Raw genomic sequence first — 16125 nt, forward strand, 5'->3', positions numbered from 1 at the left:
CAGCACGCAGAACACCGGCGAGGCGGCGGGCGACACGTATGAGGGCATCGAGGGGCTGGCCGGCTCCAACTATGCCGACCATCTCACGGGCGATCACGCCGACAACGTGATCTACGGCGGCTATGGCAGCGACACCCTGTTCGGCCTCTCCGGCAACGACCGCCTGTACGCCGGCGGCGACAACGACGATCTGATCGGGGGCTCAGGCGCCGACACGCTCGATGGCGGCGACGGGTTCGATTATGCCAGCTACTACACGGCCGGTACGGGCGTGCGGGCCAGCCTCACCAGTAACTGGCTTAACACAGGTGATGCAGCCTGGGACGTGTACGTGTCCATTGAGGGGCTGGGTGGCTCGAACTATGCCGACTGGCTGTCCGGCAATGAGGCGGCCAACGTGCTGCATGGCCATGGCGGCAACGACGAGCTTCTGGGCGGCGGCGGCTTCGATGAGCTGTTTGGCGGCGAGGGCTGGGACGTGCTGCACGGCGGCACGGGGGCCGACGTGCTCGACGGGGGCGCCGGGCACGACTTTGCCTCCTACCTGTATGCCACGGCAGGCGTGACGGCCAATCTCTCCGAGAGCTGGCGCAACCAGGGCGAGGCGTACGGCGACACTTACGTGTCCATCGAGGGGCTGGCGGGCTCGGACTGGCTGACCGGCGGCAACGGCACGGACATCTTCCGCTTCGACGGGGTGCTGGGGGCGGGCAACGTGGACGTGGTGAACGACTTCGGCTTTGGCGGTCCCGACCTGCTGCAGCTGACGCGCAACACGTTCACGGCCTTTGCCAACCAGGGTTCGGTGTATGCCGCCCAGGTGGCGCTCGGGGCGGCGGCCACCACGGCGGAGCACCGTCTGGTGTACAACGGCAGCACGGGTGCCTTGTTCTACGATGCGGACGGGGCCGGCGGGGCCGCCCAGGTGCAGTTTGCCACGCTTGGCAAGGGCTTGGCCATCTCCGCCTCCAGCTTCGCCCTCCTCTGGCTCTGAACACCAGACGCACAGCACAAACAACAAAGCCGGTGTCGCGAGACACCGGCTTTTTCTATTGGGGAGCTTGGAGGAGAGGGCGGCTCAAGCCGCTTCCTCGGCATTGCCCAGGCGCTTGTCGAGATATTCGTCGACTGAGACCATCAGCTCGTCGACCCGACCGTCGAAGAAGTGGTTGGCTCCGTCGATCACGGCATGCTCCAGCTTCACGCCCTTCTGGGTCTTCACCTTCTCGATGACGCTGATCACGTCCTTGACCGGAGCCACGCGGTCTTCCGAGCCGTGCACGAAGAGGCCGGAGGACGGGCAGGGGGCGAGGAACGAGAAATCGTAGCGGTTCGCCATGGCGGCAATCGAGATGAAGCCTTCGATCTCAGGGCGGCGCATGAGGAGCTGCATGCCGATCCAGGCGCCGAAGGACACGCCGGCGATCCAGCAGGCGCGCGCATCCGGGTTCATGGCTTGGGCCCAGTCGAGGGCGGCGGCCGCGTCGGAGAGTTCGCCCTGGCCATGGTCGAAGGCGCCCTGGCTGCGGCCGACGCCGCGGAAGTTGAACCGCAGCACAGAGAAGCCGCGCTTCGCGAAGTCATAGTACAGGTTGTAGACGATCTGGTTGTTCATCGTCCCGCCGAACTGCGGGTGCGGGTGCAGGATGATGGCGATGGGAGCGCCCTTTTCCTTGGCAGGCTGATAGCGTCCCTCGATGCGACCGGCAGGACCCGTAAAGATGACTTCAGGCATAGACGCGAACCTCTTGCTCACCTCTCCATCGGGAGAGGGAAAACCCGTGACAGCCTTGACTCCAGGCTGCGGATCCTCATAAAAGAACCCTTAGAATAGTTCTAAATTGTTCCAATGTTTCATTTTATCCAGGCTGCATTGTCCAGCGGATGAGACATCGGACAGATGTGGTCGCGGTGCTTTAGCACGGCAACCTGGGTCGATTGCAAGAATTTCGTGAGGCTCACGGCAGCTATGGCGGCAAGCCAGCGCACATATCTCGATCATAATGCGACCTCGCCCCTGCGGCCGGAGGTGGCCGAGACCGTGCTGCGCGCTCTACAGCTTCCGGGAAATGCCTCCTCGGTTCATGCCGAGGGCCGTGCCGCCCGGGCCGAGATCGAGCGGGCCCGTGAGCAGGTAGCACGCCTCGTCGGTGCCCGAACCAAGAACGTCATCTTCACGAGCGGCGGCACCGAGGCTGCGAACCTGGTTTTGACGCCGGGCTTCCGCCGCCTGGGCCAGATGGGCACGACCCGACTCCTCCTGGGTGCTGCCGAGCACCCCTGCGTGCTCAACGGGCATAGGTTGCCCTCGGACGCTGTCGAGATCATCCCCGTCGATGCCGACGGAATCCTTAATCTGGCTTGGCTCCAGGCCCGCCTTCCAGAGGTTGGCGACGAGCGTGTCCTGGTCTCCGTCCAACTGGCCAACAACGAGACCGGCGTGCTCCAGCCGGTGGCCGAGGCGGCCCGTCTTGTTCATGAGCACGGCGGGTTGATCCACACCGATGCGGTTCAGGCGGCCGGCAAGATCCCGGTCGACATGGCTGAACTGGGCGTCGATGTGCTCACCCTGTCGGCTCACAAGATCGGCGGGCCAAAGGGAATCGGCGCCGTGGTTCTCGCCTCCGACCAGTTCGAGATCGCCGAGCGGTTGATCCGGGGTGGTGGGCAGGAAAAAGGCTACCGGGCCGGGACCGAGAACGTTGCGGCCATCGCGGGCTTCGGCGCTGCGGCCGAAATCGCCTCGAATATGCTGGAGCAGGAGGCCGGGCGGCTTCGGGCTCTGCGGGACGAGGCCGAGACTGAGCTTCGCCGGATTGCGCCGGATGCGGTTGTTGTGGGTGCGCAAGCTGAGCGGTTGCCTAATACCTTCGCCTTTGCCATACCCCGCCTCAAGGCCGAGACGGCATTGATCGCCTTCGATCTGGCGGGGGTGGCCCTGTCCTCCGGTTCGGCCTGCTCGTCCGGAAAGGTCAAGCGGTCGCATGTGCTCGACGCCATGGGCGTGGAGTCGGCCCTCGCCGAGGGTGTTTTGCGCGTGAGTTTGGGGTGGTCGACCACGAAAGAGGACGTAATCCGCTTTGCGGAGGCGTGCGAAAGGGTGGTCGGCACCTTATATAAGCGGAAGGCGAGCGCGGCCTGAACGGCCTCGCTTTTGCATTCCATGTCATCAACCCGCGGCCCTTGAAGCCGTGAGCGGTGGGAGAGACAGATGCCTGCAGTGCAGGAAACAATCGATCAGGTTCGTCTGATCGACGTCGATCAATACAAGTACGGCTTCGAGACCGAAGTCGAGATGGAGAAGTCCCCGAGGGGCCTCTCCGAGGACGTGATCCGCTTCATCTCGGCCAAGAAGGGCGAGCCCGAGTGGATGCTCCAGTGGCGCCTCGACGCCTACAAGCGTTGGCTCACCATGAAGGAGCCGGCCTGGGCGCGGGTGTCGTACGACAAGATCGATTACAACGACATCTATTACTATGCCGCGCCGAAGAAGAACCCGGCGCCCAAGTCCCTGGACGAGGTCGATCCTGAGATTCTCAAGACCTACGAGAAGCTCGGCATCCCCCTGCGCGAGCAGGAGATCCTGGCCGGCGTCGAGCCGCAGCGCCGGGTCGCCGTGGACGCGGTGTTCGACTCCGTGTCGGTGGCCACGACCTTCAAGGAAGAACTGGCCAAGGCCGGCGTGATCTTCATGCCGATCTCCGAGGCGATCCGGGAATACCCGGACCTCGTGAAGCAGTATCTCGGCTCGGTCGTGCCGGTGACGGACAACTTCTTCGCCACCCTGAACTCGGCCGTGTTCACCGACGGCTCGTTCGTCTATATCCCGCCGGGCGTGCGCTGCCCGATGGAGCTGTCCACCTACTTCCGCATCAACGAGAAGAACACGGGCCAGTTCGAGCGCACCCTGATCATCGCCGACAAGGGCTCCTACGTGTCGTATCTCGAGGGCTGCACGGCCCCGAAGCGCGACGAGAACCAGCTTCATGCCGCCGTGGTCGAGCTGGTCGCCCTCGACGATGCCGAAATCAAGTATTCCACGGTGCAGAATTGGTATCCGGGCGATGCCGAGGGCCGGGGCGGCATCTACAACTTCGTGACCAAGCGCGGCGATTGCCGGGGCAAGAACTCGGTCATCACCTGGACCCAGGTGGAGACGGGCTCCGCCATCACCTGGAAGTATCCCTCCTGCATCCTGCGCGGCGACGGCTCGCGCGGCGAGTTCTACTCGATCGCAGTGTCGAACGGCATGCAGCAAGTCGATTCCGGCACCAAGATGATCCATCTGGGCAAGAACACCACGAGCCGGATCATCTCGAAGGGCATCGCGGCGGGCCGCTCCGAGAATACCTATCGCGGCCTGGTCTCGGCCCACCGCAAGGCGACCGGCGCGCGCAACTTCACCAACTGCGACTCGCTGCTCATCGGCAACCAGTGCGGCGCCCACACGGTGCCGTATATCGAGTCGAAGAACGCCACCGCCGTGTTCGAGCACGAGGCGACCACATCGAAGATCTCCGAAGATCAGATGTTCTACTGCCAGCAGCGCGGCCTCTCGGAAGAGGAGGCGACGGCGCTCATCGTGAACGGCTTCGTCAAGGACGTGCTGCAGCAGCTCCCCATGGAGTTCGCCGTGGAAGCGCAGAAGCTGATCTCGATCTCGCTGGAAGGCTCGGTCGGTTAACGAACAAGCGTCATCCCGGCCAAGCGCAGCGCGAGCCGGGATCGCGAAAACCAGTTCAAATCGGATAACGATCCCGGATCGGCTTTCAGCCGTCCGGGATGACGTGAATGGAATTCAACAATGCTCGAAATCAAGAACCTGGTTGTCCAGATCGAGGACAAGCGCATTCTCAACGGCCTCAACCTCACCGTGAACAAGGGTGAGGTCGCCGCCATCATGGGGCCGAACGGCTCCGGCAAGTCGACCTTGTCCTATGTGATCGCCGGCAAGGAGGATTATGAGGTCCTCGACGGCGAGATCCTGCTCAACGGCGAGAACGTGCTGGAGATGGAAGCTGACCAACGCGCCGCCGCCGGCGTGTTCCTGGCCTTCCAGTATCCGCTGGAGATCCCCGGCGTCGCCTCGATGACCTTCCTGAAGGCCACCCTGAACGCCCAGCGCAAGGCGCGCGGCGAGGCGGAGCTGACCACGCCGGACTTCATCAAGCGCGTGAACGCTGCTGCCACCCAGCTCGAGATCCCGAAGGACATGCTCAAGCGCGCCCTCAATGTCGGCTTCTCCGGCGGTGAGAAGAAGCGCATGGAGATCCTGCAGATGGCACTGCTCCAGCCGTCCTTCTGCATCCTGGACGAGACCGACTCGGGCCTCGACATCGACGCGCTGCGCATCGTTTCCGAGGGCGTGAATGCGCTCCGCTCGGCCAACCGCGCCTTCTTGGTCATCACCCACTACCAGCGCCTCCTGAACCACATCGTGCCCGACACCGTGCACGTCATGTCGGCCGGCCGCATCGTGAAGACGGGCGGCAAGGAGCTGGCGCTGGAGCTCGAGGCCAACGGCTACGCCGATTACCGGGAAACTGAGGCTGCTTGATATGGCTGACGTCACCCTCATGAAGACGCCGGCGGAAACCGCGCTGGCGCAGGCTTTCGAAAGCGCCAAGACCCTGTTGCCGGGCAACGTGGAATCGCGCGCTCAGGCCTTCGAGCTTTTCACTCAGCGAGGCCTGCCGCACCGCCGGGTGGAGGAGTTCAAGTACACCGACCTGCGCGCCTTCCTGCGGGAGATTGCGCCGTTCGCCTCGGCTCCCTCGGCTGACGAGGCCAAGACCGCTCTGGCAAATGCAAAGGCGCTCGCCGGCACTGAGGCGCTGCAGGTGCCGTTCGTGAACGGGCATCTGGTGCGCGAGGCTGTGGACTTCCACAGCCTTCCTGAGAACGTGGAGATCGTGCCTCTGACGGAGGCACTCGCCGACAACCACGACTGGCTCGCCAAGCTCAGCCCTGTGAAATGGGCGAGCGAGAACCCGGTCTATCAGCTCAACACGTCCTTCATGGCCGACGGCGTGATGATCCGGATCGCTGGACCGGTCGAGACGCCGATCCACCTGCGCTTCGTCACGGCTGCGGCTTCGGCCGTCGCCACGGCAACGCGCATCCTCGTGGTCGTGGAGGAGGGCGCCTCGGTGACCCTGCTCGAGACGCACGAGAGCACGAACGGCGTCAACCACCAGCCGAACGACGTGGTGGAGCTGATCGCTGGCGACCGCACCAATGTGCAGCATGTGCGCGTCAATGCGGAGGGCGACAAGGCTCTGGCCCTCTCCACGCTTGCCGCCAGGATCGGCGGAGAGGCGCTGTTCAACAGCATCAACGTGGTGGCTGGTTCCGCCACCTCGCGGCACCAGGTCTTCGCCGTTCTCGATGGCGAGAACACCAACCTGCGCGTCAATGGCGCGACCATGCTGAAAGGCACGCAGCACGCCGACTCGACCCTCGTGGTCGAGCATGCGGCTCCTCATTGCGAGAGCCGCGAGCTGTTCAAGACGGTCATCGACAACGAGGCGACCGGCGTCTTCCAGGGCAAGATCATTGTCCCGCATCATGCCCAGAAGACCGACGGGCGCATGATGTCGGCAGCGCTCCTCCTGGAAGAGGGCGGCTCCATGAACAACAAGCCTGAGCTCGAGATCTTCGCGGACGACGTGCAGTGCGCCCACGGCGCCACCTGCGGCCAGCTCGACGAGGACCTCCTGTTCTACCTCATGGCCCGAGGCCTGCCGAAGAAGGAGGCCGAGAGCCTCCTGGTTCAGGCCTTCCTGGGCGAGGCGCTGGAGTTCGTCGAGAACGAGGCCGCCCGCGAGGCTCTTGTTGGCACGGTCGAGGGCTGGCTGAAGGCTCGTTCGTAATACTCAACACGTCATGGCCGGGCTCGTCCCGGCCATCCCGACTGGAAGGGCACGGCGCTTCTCCAAATCGGGATCACCGGCACAAGGTCGGTGATGACGGCAGAGGAAGACAGGTAACGCAATGAACGCTCCTGTGAAGCCATATGACATCGAAGCCGTCCGGGCGGAGTTTCCGATCCTGGCGCAACAGGTCTATGGCAAACCGCTCGTCTACCTCGACTCTGCCGCCTCGGCCCAGAAGCCGCGCGCGGTGATCGACGCCATGGTGAACACCATGGAGACGGGCTACGCCAACGTTCACCGCGGCCTGCATCATATGGCGAATGTAGCCACGGAAGGCTTCGAGCGCGCCCGTGAGACCGTGCGCGAGTTCCTCAATGCGGGCTCCATCGACGAGATCGTGTTCACCAAGTCGGCCACGGAAGCCTACAACCTCGTGGCGGATTCCTTCGGGCGCATGAATATCGGGGAGGGGGACGAGATCATCCTCTCCATCATGGAGCACCATTCCAACATCGTGCCCTGGCATCTCCTGCGCGAGCGGAAAGGCGCGGTGATCAAGTGGGCTCCGGTGGACGACGAGGGCAACTTCCTTGTCGAAGAGTTCGAGAAGCTGTTCTCGCCCCGCACCAAGATCGTGGCGATCACCCACATGTCGAACGTGCTCGGCACCGTGACGCCGATCAAGGAGATCATCCGCATCGCCCACGCCCATGGCGTGCCGGTGTTGGTCGACGGAGCGCAGGGCGCGGTCCATCTCCAGGTCGACGTGCGCGATCTCGATGCAGACTTCTATGTTTTCACCGGTCACAAGGTCTACGGGCCGACGGGCATCGGCGTTCTCTACGGGAAGCGCGAGTGGCTCGAAAAGATGCCGCCTTACCAGGGTGGCGGCGAGATGATCCGGGAGGTGCTCTGCGAGGGCATTACCTATAACGACCCGCCGCACCGATTCGAGGCCGGAACGCCTGCCATCATCGAAGCCATTGGGCTCGACGCGGCGCTGCGCTTCATGATGAGCCTCGGGCGCGAGAGCATCCAGGCCCATGAGGAGGCCCTGTCGCAATATGCGCACGAGCGCCTGCGGGCCATGGACTCGGTGCGCATCATCGGACAGGCCAAGGGCAAGGGCGCCATCATCGCCTTCGAGATGAAGGGGGCGCATGCCCACGACGTGGCGACCGTCATCGACCGGCAGGGCGTTGCGGTTCGGGCCGGCACCCATTGCGCCATGCCGCTGCTGAACCGGTTCGGCGCGACCTCGACCTGCCGGGCCTCGTTTGGGCTGTACAACACCATGCAAGAAGTCGATAAGCTGGCGGACGCCCTGCAAAAGGCCGAAGCCCTGTTTGCTTGAGGATGAACCTGTGAACGACCAATCCCCATCCAACGCGCCGCAGGTGTCCCCTGGCTCCGCGATCCCGCCGGAAGAGCTCGACCGCATGACGGATGACATCATCGCGGCCCTGAAGACCGTCTACGACCCCGAGATCCCGTCCGACATCTACGAACTCGGCCTGATCTACCGCGTCGACATCGACGACGACCGCAACGTGGCCATCGACATGACCCTGACGGCGCCCGGCTGCCCGGTTGCCGGCGAAATGCCGGGCTGGGTGGAGAACGCCGTCTCGACGGTCCAGGGCGTCCAGAGCGTCAAGGTCAACATGGTCTTCGATCCGCCGTGGGATCAGAGCCGCATGTCCGACGAGGCGCGGGTCGCGCTGGATATGTGGTAGGCCTTCCACAGCCGATCCGTTTTAGATCTTCTGCGTCATGGCCGGGCTTGTCCCGGCCATCCACGTTTTAGGAGGCTAAGACGTGGATCCCGGAACAAGTCCGGGGATGACGAAGGTGGAGCGCTACAAACCTGTGCTAAGCTCACTCGGCCTGATCGACATCAGTTTGATGTTGGAAGGAGACCGAAATGAGTATGCCCCACGTAGTCGAACCCCTCCACGTCCGCTGCTGCATCGTCGGAGGCGGACCAGCCGGGATGATGCTGGGGCTTCTGCTGGCCCGGCAGGGCGTCGAGGTGCTGGTCCTCGAAAAGCATGCGGATTTCCTGCGCGATTTCCGCGGCGACACCATCCATCCGTCGACCCTGGAGGTCATGGGTGAACTCGGGCTGCTCGACGAGTTCCTCGCTCGTCCGCACCAGCGGACGCAGACGGTCAGTCTCGTGGTCGGCGGCGTGCCTCTGACGCTCGGCGACTTCTCGCATCTGCCGACCCGCTGCAAGTTCATCGCGTTCATGCCGCAATGGGAGTTCCTCGACTTCCTGGCTGACCATGCCCGTGAGTATCCCCACTTCAAGCTCCGGATGCAGGCGGAGGTAACGGACCTGATCGAGGAGCAGGGCAGGGTGACGGGTGTGCGGGTTTCGACAGCCGAGGGACCTCTCGAGGTGAAGGCCGATCTCCTGGTGGCCGCCGACGGCCGGCGTTCCGTGGTGCGCGAGAAGGCAGGCCTCGAGGTGCTGGATGTGGGCGCGCCGATGGATGTGCTGTGGATGCGCGTGTCTAAGCGCCCCGGTGATCCGAGCCAGCTGCTCGGGCGCATTGAATCCGGGCAGATGCTCGTGATGATCGACCGGGGCGACTACTGGCAATGTGCCTACCTCATTCCCAAAGGTTCGATCGAGCGGCTCAGGCAGGAAGGACTGCCAGCCTTCCGCGCAAAGCTCGCGCGGGTCGCTCCCTTTCTGGGCGATCGCCTTGAGGAGCTGCAGTCCTGGGATGACATCAAGCTTCTGACGGTCGCTGTGGACCGGCTCAAGCAATGGCACAGGCCAGGGCTGCTCTGCATCGGCGATGCGGCTCATGCCATGTCGCCCGCACGCGGGGTGGGCATCAATCTCGCGATTCAGGATGCCGTGGCGACCGCCAACCTTCTCGGGCCGCTGCTCAAGCGCGGCCCGGTCGAGGTTGAGCAGTTGGCTCTCGTGCAGAAGCGGCGCGAGTGGCCGACCAGGATGACCCAGGGGCTTCAGGTGCTGCTTCAGAACCGGCTGATCACGCCGGTCCTCAACAGCACGCAGCCCGTCTCACCGCCCCGGCTCATCCGGTGGCTGGCGCACCGGCCCCTATTCCGGCGCATCCCCGCCCGCCTTGTCGGTATGGGCTTTCGGCCCGAGCACGTGCGCTGACGCCCCCGCCGCATTGTGGCCAAGACTGGTCTCGTCCCGATCCTCGTCCAGGATGCCGTCTGCCTCTTCGACCGACGACAAGACCGGCCCGCGTGGGGCGTCGGGCACAGCGGCGAACATTGCGCGGGCGATCTCCTGCTCTCCCATCACGATTCTGGTCGCGCCATATTTCATCACGTGCTCTTCTTGAGCGAGGGAGTGGGCGCGCACGATGATCGGCAGGTCGGGATTGATCCTGCGGGCCTGCGCGACAACCTGGCCGCTCTCGAAGGCGTCGGGAATCGCCACCAGGAGGCAGCGGGCCTGTCCGATGTTGGCGGCTGCGGCCACTTCAGGATCGGCCGCATTGCCGACGATGACCTCACGACCATCATTCTCCAGATCGGTGACCTGCGCCTTGTTGGTCTCGATCACGAGCAAGGGGGCCCCGATGGATGCCATCTTGCGGCTGATATACTTGCCGACCCGGCCATGGCCGACGAGCACCACGTGATCGGTGAGAGTTGTGACGGGGAGCGGTTCGCGCGCGGCGTCTGCGGCAGCCTTCTCGGCTTCAATGGCTTCCTTCTCGGCTGCGACAGCCTCCGCCTTGACCTGGGCTCGTGCCGTTTCCCGCTTAGAGAACCAGCGGTCCAGCAAGGTGAAGAGGAACGGGTTCATCAGGATCGACAGGATGGCGCCCGCGAGAATCAGATCGTGCCCCTTCTCAGGCAGGATCTGAAGACCGACTCCCAAGCCTGCGAGAATGAAGGAGAACTCGCCGATCTGGGCGAGGCTTGCAGCAATGGTGAACGCGGTCGAGTTCGGGTGGCCGAAGAGCCTCACGATGGCGAAGGCCGCCAGCGACTTGCCCACGACGATGATCAGGAACGTTGCGACGACCGGGCCGAAATCGTTGATCAGGATCATCGGGTCGAAGAGCATGCCGACCGAGACGAAGAACAGAACCGCAAAGGCGTCCCGCAGGGGCAGTGTCTCCGAGGCGGCCTGATGGCTGAGCTCCGATTCGCTCAAGACCATGCCGGCGAAGAAGGCCCCGAGGGCGAAGGAGACCCCGAACAGCTCCGCGGCGCCGAAAGCCGCCCCGAGGGCTATGGCCAGGACGGCCAGGCGGAAGAGTTCACGAGAGCCGGTATGGGCCACATAGTGAAGGAGCCAAGGGATCACCCGGCGCCCGACGATCAGCATGACGGCCACGAAGGCAACGACTTTGCCGAGGGTGAGGCCCAGCGAGACCACGATGGATTCGAGATCGGCCGATGCACTGGAGGCGGCATTCGCGAAGGCGGGCAGCAGCACCAGGGTGAGCACCATGGCGAGATCTTCGACGATCAGCCAGCCGACGGCGATGTGGCCTCGCTCGGTCTCGACGAGGCGGCGCTCCTGCAGGGCCCGCAAGAGCACGACCGTACTGGCGACCGAGAGCGCCAGTCCAAACACGATGCCGCCGCCGATGGTCCAGCCCATGAGCCACGCAAGGCCCATGCCCAGAACCGTGGCGCTGGTGATCTGCACGACGGCGCCGGGAATGGCGATGGCGCGGACCGACAGGAGATCCTTCAGAGAAAAATGAAGGCCGACGCCGAACATCAGCAGGATGACGCCGATTTCCGCGAGCTGGTTCGCCAATCCCTGGTCGGCCACATAGCCGGGCGTGAAGGGGCCGACCAGCACACCGGCAAGCAGGTAGCCGATCAGAGGCGAGAGACGGAAGCGATGCGCAAGGGCGCCAAAAGCAAATGCCAGAACCAGGCCGATGACGATGGTTGAAATCAGCGGCGTGTGATGCGGCATCTGCTCTCCTTCGAAGGGCTGCGGTGACTGGGGATCTCTCCGATATGGTCGACCTCGGCCGTTGCGGCAACCCTGAACGGTCTCGACGTTTGGCCTTCGACCCCTTATCTATTCATCATGTGAACTCGTTCTGCCCGGGCCTTGAACCCGGCTGTCAGGAGAGAAGGCTTATGGCTCTACCCGGTTTCAAGGTCGTCACCTTGACCGACGCGGCGGCAAACCGCGTCAAGGACATCATCAGCAAGGCTGACCGTTCCATCGTGGGCGTGCGCGTCGGGGTGAAGAACGGCGGCTGCGCCGGCATGTCCTACACCATGGAATACGCGGAAAGCGTCAACCCTCTCGATGAGGTCGTCGAGGACAAGGGTGTGACCGTGCTCATCGACCCGAAGGCGGTGCTGTTCCTGCTCGGCACCGAGATGGACTTTCAGACGAGCAAGATGTCGTCCCAGTTCGTCTTCAACAACCCGAACCAGACCTCCGCCTGCGGTTGCGGCGAATCCGTCGCCATCACGCCGGCCACCCCAAACGCTCTCCAATCAGCGGAGTGATTCATGGACGCCGAGGCTATTCGCGACATCTTTCGCAGCTTCGGACCTGTCCATATCCGCCGGATGTTCGGCGGGAAGGGGATCTACCAGGGCGAGCTGATGTTTGCCCTGGAGGCAGGTGGCGAGCTGTACCTCAAGGTTGATGAGGAAAGTGTCGGGACGTTCCAGGAACTGGGCTCCCGCCCCTTCACCGTCGAGATGAAGAACGGCCAAGCAACCCTCACGAGCTATTGGCTCATGCCGGAATCGGCCCTGGACGATCCTGACGAAGCGCGGGAGTTTGCAACCATGGCTTTAGGCACAGCCCGGCGTGTCAAAGCCCGCAAGGGCACCAAGGCGACACCGAGCAGGAAAGCCCCGAAGAAGACCCGGAAGACGGCTCCCGAGCCCGTTACTTAGCTTTCTTGACCGGAACTGGCCGCATGAGGAAGGCCGGGACGTGATCGCCGAGGCCGATGACGCGCTCGTCGTCATCATCGCGCCGGGAGCGACCCTGATATCCCTGATCCGAGCCTCTGCCGCGCTCAGGCCGATCCCGGTCACGCCGAGGGGCACGAGACGGCTGCTCCTCACGCGGAGCCGGAGCCGGGCGGGGAGCCGGAGCTTCCTCTCGTGCCGCTTCGGCAGGCTCTTGTGATCGTCCCGAGGAGCGTACCTTGACCTTGCGGCCGCGCGACGACCGTTCCTCACCCCTGTCGCCCCGCTCACCACGCCCGCCGCGACGGCGGGAGGAGCCCTCCAACTGCGGACGCTCCGCGAGCGTCGGGCCCTGCCATTCGACCGGCTGACCGATCAGCTTCTCGATCGCTGCGAGGGATTTCTCATCGCCCGGACCCACCAGGGTGAAGGACTGGCCGGCACGCCCGGCGCGGCCTGTGCGGCCGATGCGGTGCACGTAATCCTCGGCATGGTGCGGGATGTCGTAGTTGAACACATGGCTCACGGCAGGAATGTCCAAGCCGCGGGCCGCAACGTCGCTCGCGACCAGGATCGGCATTTCCCCGGTTCGGAAGCTGTCGAGGGCCGCCATACGGGCGTGCTGATCCATATCACCATGGAGCGCCGCCGCGGCGAACCCGTGCTTCTGCAGGGAACGGTGGAGGACGGCCACGTCGCGTTTGCGGTTGCAGAAGACGATGGCGTTCTGGAGGTCCGTGGCGCTGTTGATCAGCTCGCGCAGGGTCTCGCGCTTCTCGAAATCTTCGCGGCCCGTCGCCACGAGGCGCTGGGTGATCGTCGAAGCGGTCGAGGCCGCGCGGGCCACCTCGACCTTGACCGGGTTGTGCAGGAAGGCGTCGGCGAGGCGCTGGATCTCCGGCGGCATGGTGGCCGAGAAGAACAGGGTCTGCCGGGTGAAGGGCACGAGCTTCACGATGCGCTCGATATCCGGGATGAAGCCCATGTCGAGCATGCGGTCGGCTTCGTCGATGACGAGAAGCTCGACGCCCGTGAGCAGCAGCTTGCCACGCTCGAAATGATCGAGCAGGCGGCCGGGGGTGGCGATCAGCACATCGACGCCGCGAGTGATCTTGGCGTCCTGGTCGCCGAAGGACACGCCGCCGATCAGGAGGGCCACGGAGAGTTTGTGGTTGATGCCGTACTTGTCGAAGTTGTCTTCGACCTGGGCGGCGAGCTCGCGGGTCGGCTCGAGGATGAGCGTGCGCGGCATGCGGGCCCGGGCGCGGCCCGTCTCCAGCAGGGTCAGCATCGGCAGGGTGAAGGCCGCCGTCTTGCCTGTGCCGGTCTGGGCGATGCCCAGAACATCCTTGCGGGCGAGCACATGGGGAATGGCTTGAGCCTGGATCGGCGTCGGCTCCGTATAGCCTGCGCTGGATACGGCCTGTTGAACTTTCTCGCTAAGTCCGAGTTCGGCGAAGGACATGAATTCTCATTACCGTTGGGGCTGGGCGCGCTCTTCAGTGCCGGCCGCGCTCTACGGCAACAAACAGGCGCGAAACTGGTTTCACCTGAGGCTCTTGCTCAAGTTGAGGAGTGGCGGGACCATAAGATAAGCTATGCGCTTGTCAATCCAGGCGAACTTATCGAGGGATACCTGAGGAACATTTGATGGCCGAAACACTCGTTTTGATTCCCGGTCTGGCCTGCACCTCCCGTCTCTTCGAGCCGCAGGTGGCCGCTCTGGGAGGCGAGCGCACGATCCTCGTTGCGGATCATACCCGAGATGATTCGATCCCGGCCATCGCAGCCCGCATCCTAAGGGAAGCCCCTGAGCGCTTCGCCGTCGCGGGGCTCTCGATGGGTGGGTACATCGCCCTGGAGGTCATGCGGCAGGCGCCGGAGCGGGTGGCGCGGCTGGCCCTGCTCGATACGAGCGCCCGCCCGGATTCGCCGGAGGCGAGCCAGGACCGCGAGCGGCTCATCGCTCTCGCCCAGGCCGGGCGCTTCGAGGATATCCATTCCAAGCTCTGGCCGCGCCTCGTGCATCCCGGGCATCAAGCAGACCAGAACCTTCAGGACCTCGTGTTCGGCATGATGCGAGAAACGGGAGCCGACGCCTATATCCGTCAGCAGCGGGCGATCATGGCGCGGGTCGACTCACGCCCGAACCTTCCGGGCATCGAGGTCCCGACCCTGGTGCTCGTCGGGGAGGGGGATGCCATCACGCCGCCGGAGGTCGCCAGGGAGATGGCCGAGATGATCGAGTGGGCATCTCTGGTTGTCGTGCCCGAGTCGGGACATCTGTCCACACTCGAACAGCCCGAGCGTGTTACGCAGGCCCTCAGATTATGGCTCGACAAGGATTAACCGTAATTCCGCACATCGCTTGCGGAGCTCTTCGCAACCATGGTCAATGATTGGTTACTGGTCATTTCTGCGGCTTCGCATGTGATCCATACTGCAGCTAAGTATCTGATATTAGTACAAATTTCCAGTTGATGTGCCGGGCAGGCGGCGTGATATCCGTAGCCTCGGCAAGGCCGGATCCACAGCCGCGGAAGCCAATCTCCCCATATGTGAGGTGGCGAAATCTCGACTGTGGCAGGAAAGTGACAGACGGAGCGTCAGGTCTAGGCTACAAGCTCGGCCACATCCTTCCAACAGATGGACCAAACCAATGAAAAAGATCCTCCTCTCTTCGGTTGCTCTGCTCGGCCTCGCCACCGGCGCTGTCGCTGCTGACCTTCCCTCCCGCCGCGCTCCGGCTCCGATCATTGCCGCTGCTCCGATCTTCACCTGGACCGGCTTCTACGTCGGTGTGAACGCTGGCTACGGCTGGTCGGACGACGACTTCGACTCCGTTGCCCTGGCTGACGACGACAACGACGGCGGCTTCGTCGGCGGCGCCCAGGTTGGCTACAACTACCAGATCGGCTCGTTCGTGGTCGGTCTCGAAGGCGACATCCAGTACGCCGACTTCGGCCGTGAGGGTGCCTTCGTGGTGGGCGGCACCACCTACGACATCGACAACAGCGACTGGTTCGGCACGGTGCGTGCTCGCGCCGGTGTGGCCTTCGACCGCGCTCTGATCTACGCCACCGGCGGTTTCGCCTTCGCTGACGAGGCCAACGGCTGGACCGTGGGTGGTGGTGTGGAGTACGCCTTCACCAACAACCTGTCGGCCAAGATCGAAGGTCTGTACGTCAACCTCGACAACGACGACGACTTCCCGGGCTTCGACGGCGAGACCGACTTCGGTGTGGTGCGCGCTGGTCTGAACTTCCGCTTCGGCACCTACTAAGATCCGTCTCTTCTACAGAGACAGAAAAGGCCCGGGTCAACACCCGGGCCTTTTTCGTTG

The 16125-nt window shown here is 64.0% G+C and carries 15 protein-coding genes; 12 read left to right on the forward strand and 3 right to left on the reverse strand.

Annotation, left to right across the window (positions count from 1 at the left end):
* A partial coding sequence (locus MA07_RS04330; RefSeq protein WP_160195379.1) for a calcium-binding protein occupies nt 1-994 on the forward strand: 994 nt, incomplete at its 5' end.
* An 84-nt stretch (nt 995-1078) separates the two neighbouring features.
* Here the strand turns inward: MA07_RS04330 and MA07_RS04335 are convergent.
* Nucleotides 1079-1735 (reverse strand): alpha/beta hydrolase, encoded by a 657-nt coding sequence (locus MA07_RS04335; protein ID WP_036347451.1) that lies wholly within the window; start codon nt 1733-1735, stop codon nt 1079-1081.
* Between the two features lie 234 nt (nt 1736-1969).
* Here MA07_RS04335 and MA07_RS04340 point away from each other — a divergent pair, with 234 nt between their 5' ends.
* The 7 genes from MA07_RS04340 (at nt 1970) to MA07_RS04370 (ending at nt 10020) form a co-directional block, all read left to right on the forward strand.
* A complete protein-coding gene (locus MA07_RS04340) occupies nt 1970-3142 on the forward strand; it encodes a cysteine desulfurase family protein (protein ID WP_036347484.1) in 1173 nt (390 codons plus the stop codon).
* A 69-nt stretch (nt 3143-3211) separates the two neighbouring features.
* Complete coding sequence (sufB, locus tag MA07_RS04345) at nt 3212-4684, forward strand: Fe-S cluster assembly protein SufB (protein ID WP_036347454.1); 1473 nt, start codon at nt 3212-3214, stop codon at nt 4682-4684.
* Between the two features lie 120 nt (nt 4685-4804).
* Complete coding sequence (gene sufC / locus MA07_RS04350) at nt 4805-5557, forward strand: Fe-S cluster assembly ATPase SufC (RefSeq protein ID WP_036347455.1); 753 nt, start codon at nt 4805-4807, stop codon at nt 5555-5557.
* Nucleotide 5558: 1 nt separating this feature from the next.
* Complete coding sequence (gene sufD / locus MA07_RS04355) at nt 5559-6872, forward strand: Fe-S cluster assembly protein SufD (RefSeq protein WP_036347458.1); 1314 nt, start codon at nt 5559-5561, stop codon at nt 6870-6872.
* Between the two features lie 121 nt (nt 6873-6993).
* Nucleotides 6994-8229, forward strand: coding sequence for a cysteine desulfurase (locus MA07_RS04360; RefSeq protein WP_036347460.1), 1236 nt, complete (start codon nt 6994-6996; stop codon nt 8227-8229).
* Nucleotides 8230-8272: 43 nt separating this feature from the next.
* Nucleotides 8273-8611, forward strand: a complete 339-nt coding sequence (locus tag MA07_RS04365) for an SUF system Fe-S cluster assembly protein (protein ID WP_244445154.1) — start codon at nt 8273-8275, stop codon at nt 8609-8611.
* Nucleotides 8612-8799: 188 nt separating this feature from the next.
* Nucleotides 8800-10020, forward strand: coding sequence for an FAD-dependent oxidoreductase (locus tag MA07_RS04370; RefSeq protein WP_081928770.1), 1221 nt, complete (start codon nt 8800-8802; stop codon nt 10018-10020).
* On the opposite strand, the gene ybaL is transcribed toward MA07_RS04370, so the two are convergent.
* Nucleotides 9958-11814, reverse strand: a complete 1857-nt coding sequence (gene ybaL / locus MA07_RS04375) for a YbaL family putative K(+) efflux transporter (RefSeq protein WP_052002830.1) — start codon at nt 11812-11814, stop codon at nt 9958-9960. The genes MA07_RS04370 and ybaL overlap by 63 nt on opposite strands.
* A 170-nt stretch (nt 11815-11984) precedes the next feature.
* Between ybaL and MA07_RS04380 the strand changes: the two genes are divergently transcribed.
* Nucleotides 11985-12365: an iron-sulfur cluster assembly accessory protein gene (locus MA07_RS04380; RefSeq protein WP_036347468.1), complete on the forward strand. Its 381-nt coding sequence runs from the start codon at nt 11985-11987 to the stop codon at nt 12363-12365.
* Nucleotides 12366-12368: 3 nt separating this feature from the next.
* Nucleotides 12369-12764 carry a TfoX/Sxy family protein gene (locus MA07_RS04385; protein WP_036347471.1) on the forward strand — a complete coding sequence of 132 codons (396 nt, stop codon included), beginning with the start codon at nt 12369-12371 and terminating at the stop codon, nt 12762-12764.
* Here the strand turns inward: MA07_RS04385 and MA07_RS04390 are convergent.
* On the reverse strand, nt 12757-14247 hold the full coding sequence (locus MA07_RS04390; protein ID WP_036347473.1) for a DEAD/DEAH box helicase: 1491 nt from the start codon (nt 14245-14247) through the stop codon (nt 12757-12759). The two genes, MA07_RS04385 and MA07_RS04390, sit on opposite strands and share 8 nt — an antisense overlap.
* 185 nt (nt 14248-14432) lie before the next feature.
* Between MA07_RS04390 and MA07_RS04395 the strand changes: the two genes are divergently transcribed.
* Nucleotides 14433-15131, forward strand: coding sequence for an alpha/beta fold hydrolase (locus tag MA07_RS04395; RefSeq protein WP_036347475.1), 699 nt, complete (start codon nt 14433-14435; stop codon nt 15129-15131).
* 310 nt (nt 15132-15441) lie between these two features.
* Nucleotides 15442-16065, forward strand: a complete 624-nt coding sequence (locus MA07_RS04400; RefSeq protein ID WP_036347478.1) for an outer membrane protein — start codon at nt 15442-15444, stop codon at nt 16063-16065.
* The last annotated feature ends 60 nt before the right edge of the window (nt 16066-16125 follow it).

Source organism: Microvirga sp. BSC39, from assembly GCF_000739015.1.
In the GTDB taxonomy this organism is placed as follows: Bacteria; Pseudomonadota; Alphaproteobacteria; order Rhizobiales; family Beijerinckiaceae; genus Microvirga.

Excerpts from the sequence above, each read along its gene's own strand:
- MA07_RS04335 (WP_036347451.1), bottom strand. The coding sequence starts at position 1,735 with ATGCCTGAAGTCATCTTTACGGGTCCTGCCGGTCGCATCGAGGGACGC.
- MA07_RS04340 (WP_036347484.1), top strand. The coding sequence starts at position 1,970 with ATGGCGGCAAGCCAGCGCACATATCTCGATCATAATGCGACCTCGCCC.
- sufB (WP_036347454.1), top strand. The coding sequence starts at position 3,212 with ATGCCTGCAGTGCAGGAAACAATCGATCAGGTTCGTCTGATCGACGTC.
- sufC (WP_036347455.1), top strand. The coding sequence starts at position 4,805 with ATGCTCGAAATCAAGAACCTGGTTGTCCAGATCGAGGACAAGCGCATT.
- sufD (WP_036347458.1), top strand. The coding sequence starts at position 5,559 with ATGGCTGACGTCACCCTCATGAAGACGCCGGCGGAAACCGCGCTGGCG.
- MA07_RS04360 (WP_036347460.1), top strand. The coding sequence starts at position 6,994 with ATGAACGCTCCTGTGAAGCCATATGACATCGAAGCCGTCCGGGCGGAG.
- MA07_RS04370 (WP_081928770.1), top strand. The coding sequence starts at position 8,800 with ATGAGTATGCCCCACGTAGTCGAACCCCTCCACGTCCGCTGCTGCATC.
- ybaL (WP_052002830.1), bottom strand. The coding sequence starts at position 11,814 with ATGCCGCATCACACGCCGCTGATTTCAACCATCGTCATCGGCCTGGTT.
- MA07_RS04380 (WP_036347468.1), top strand. The coding sequence starts at position 11,985 with ATGGCTCTACCCGGTTTCAAGGTCGTCACCTTGACCGACGCGGCGGCA.
- MA07_RS04385 (WP_036347471.1), top strand. The coding sequence starts at position 12,369 with ATGGACGCCGAGGCTATTCGCGACATCTTTCGCAGCTTCGGACCTGTC.
- MA07_RS04390 (WP_036347473.1), bottom strand. The coding sequence starts at position 14,247 with ATGTCCTTCGCCGAACTCGGACTTAGCGAGAAAGTTCAACAGGCCGTA.
- MA07_RS04395 (WP_036347475.1), top strand. The coding sequence starts at position 14,433 with ATGGCCGAAACACTCGTTTTGATTCCCGGTCTGGCCTGCACCTCCCGT.
- MA07_RS04400 (WP_036347478.1), top strand. The coding sequence starts at position 15,442 with ATGAAAAAGATCCTCCTCTCTTCGGTTGCTCTGCTCGGCCTCGCCACC.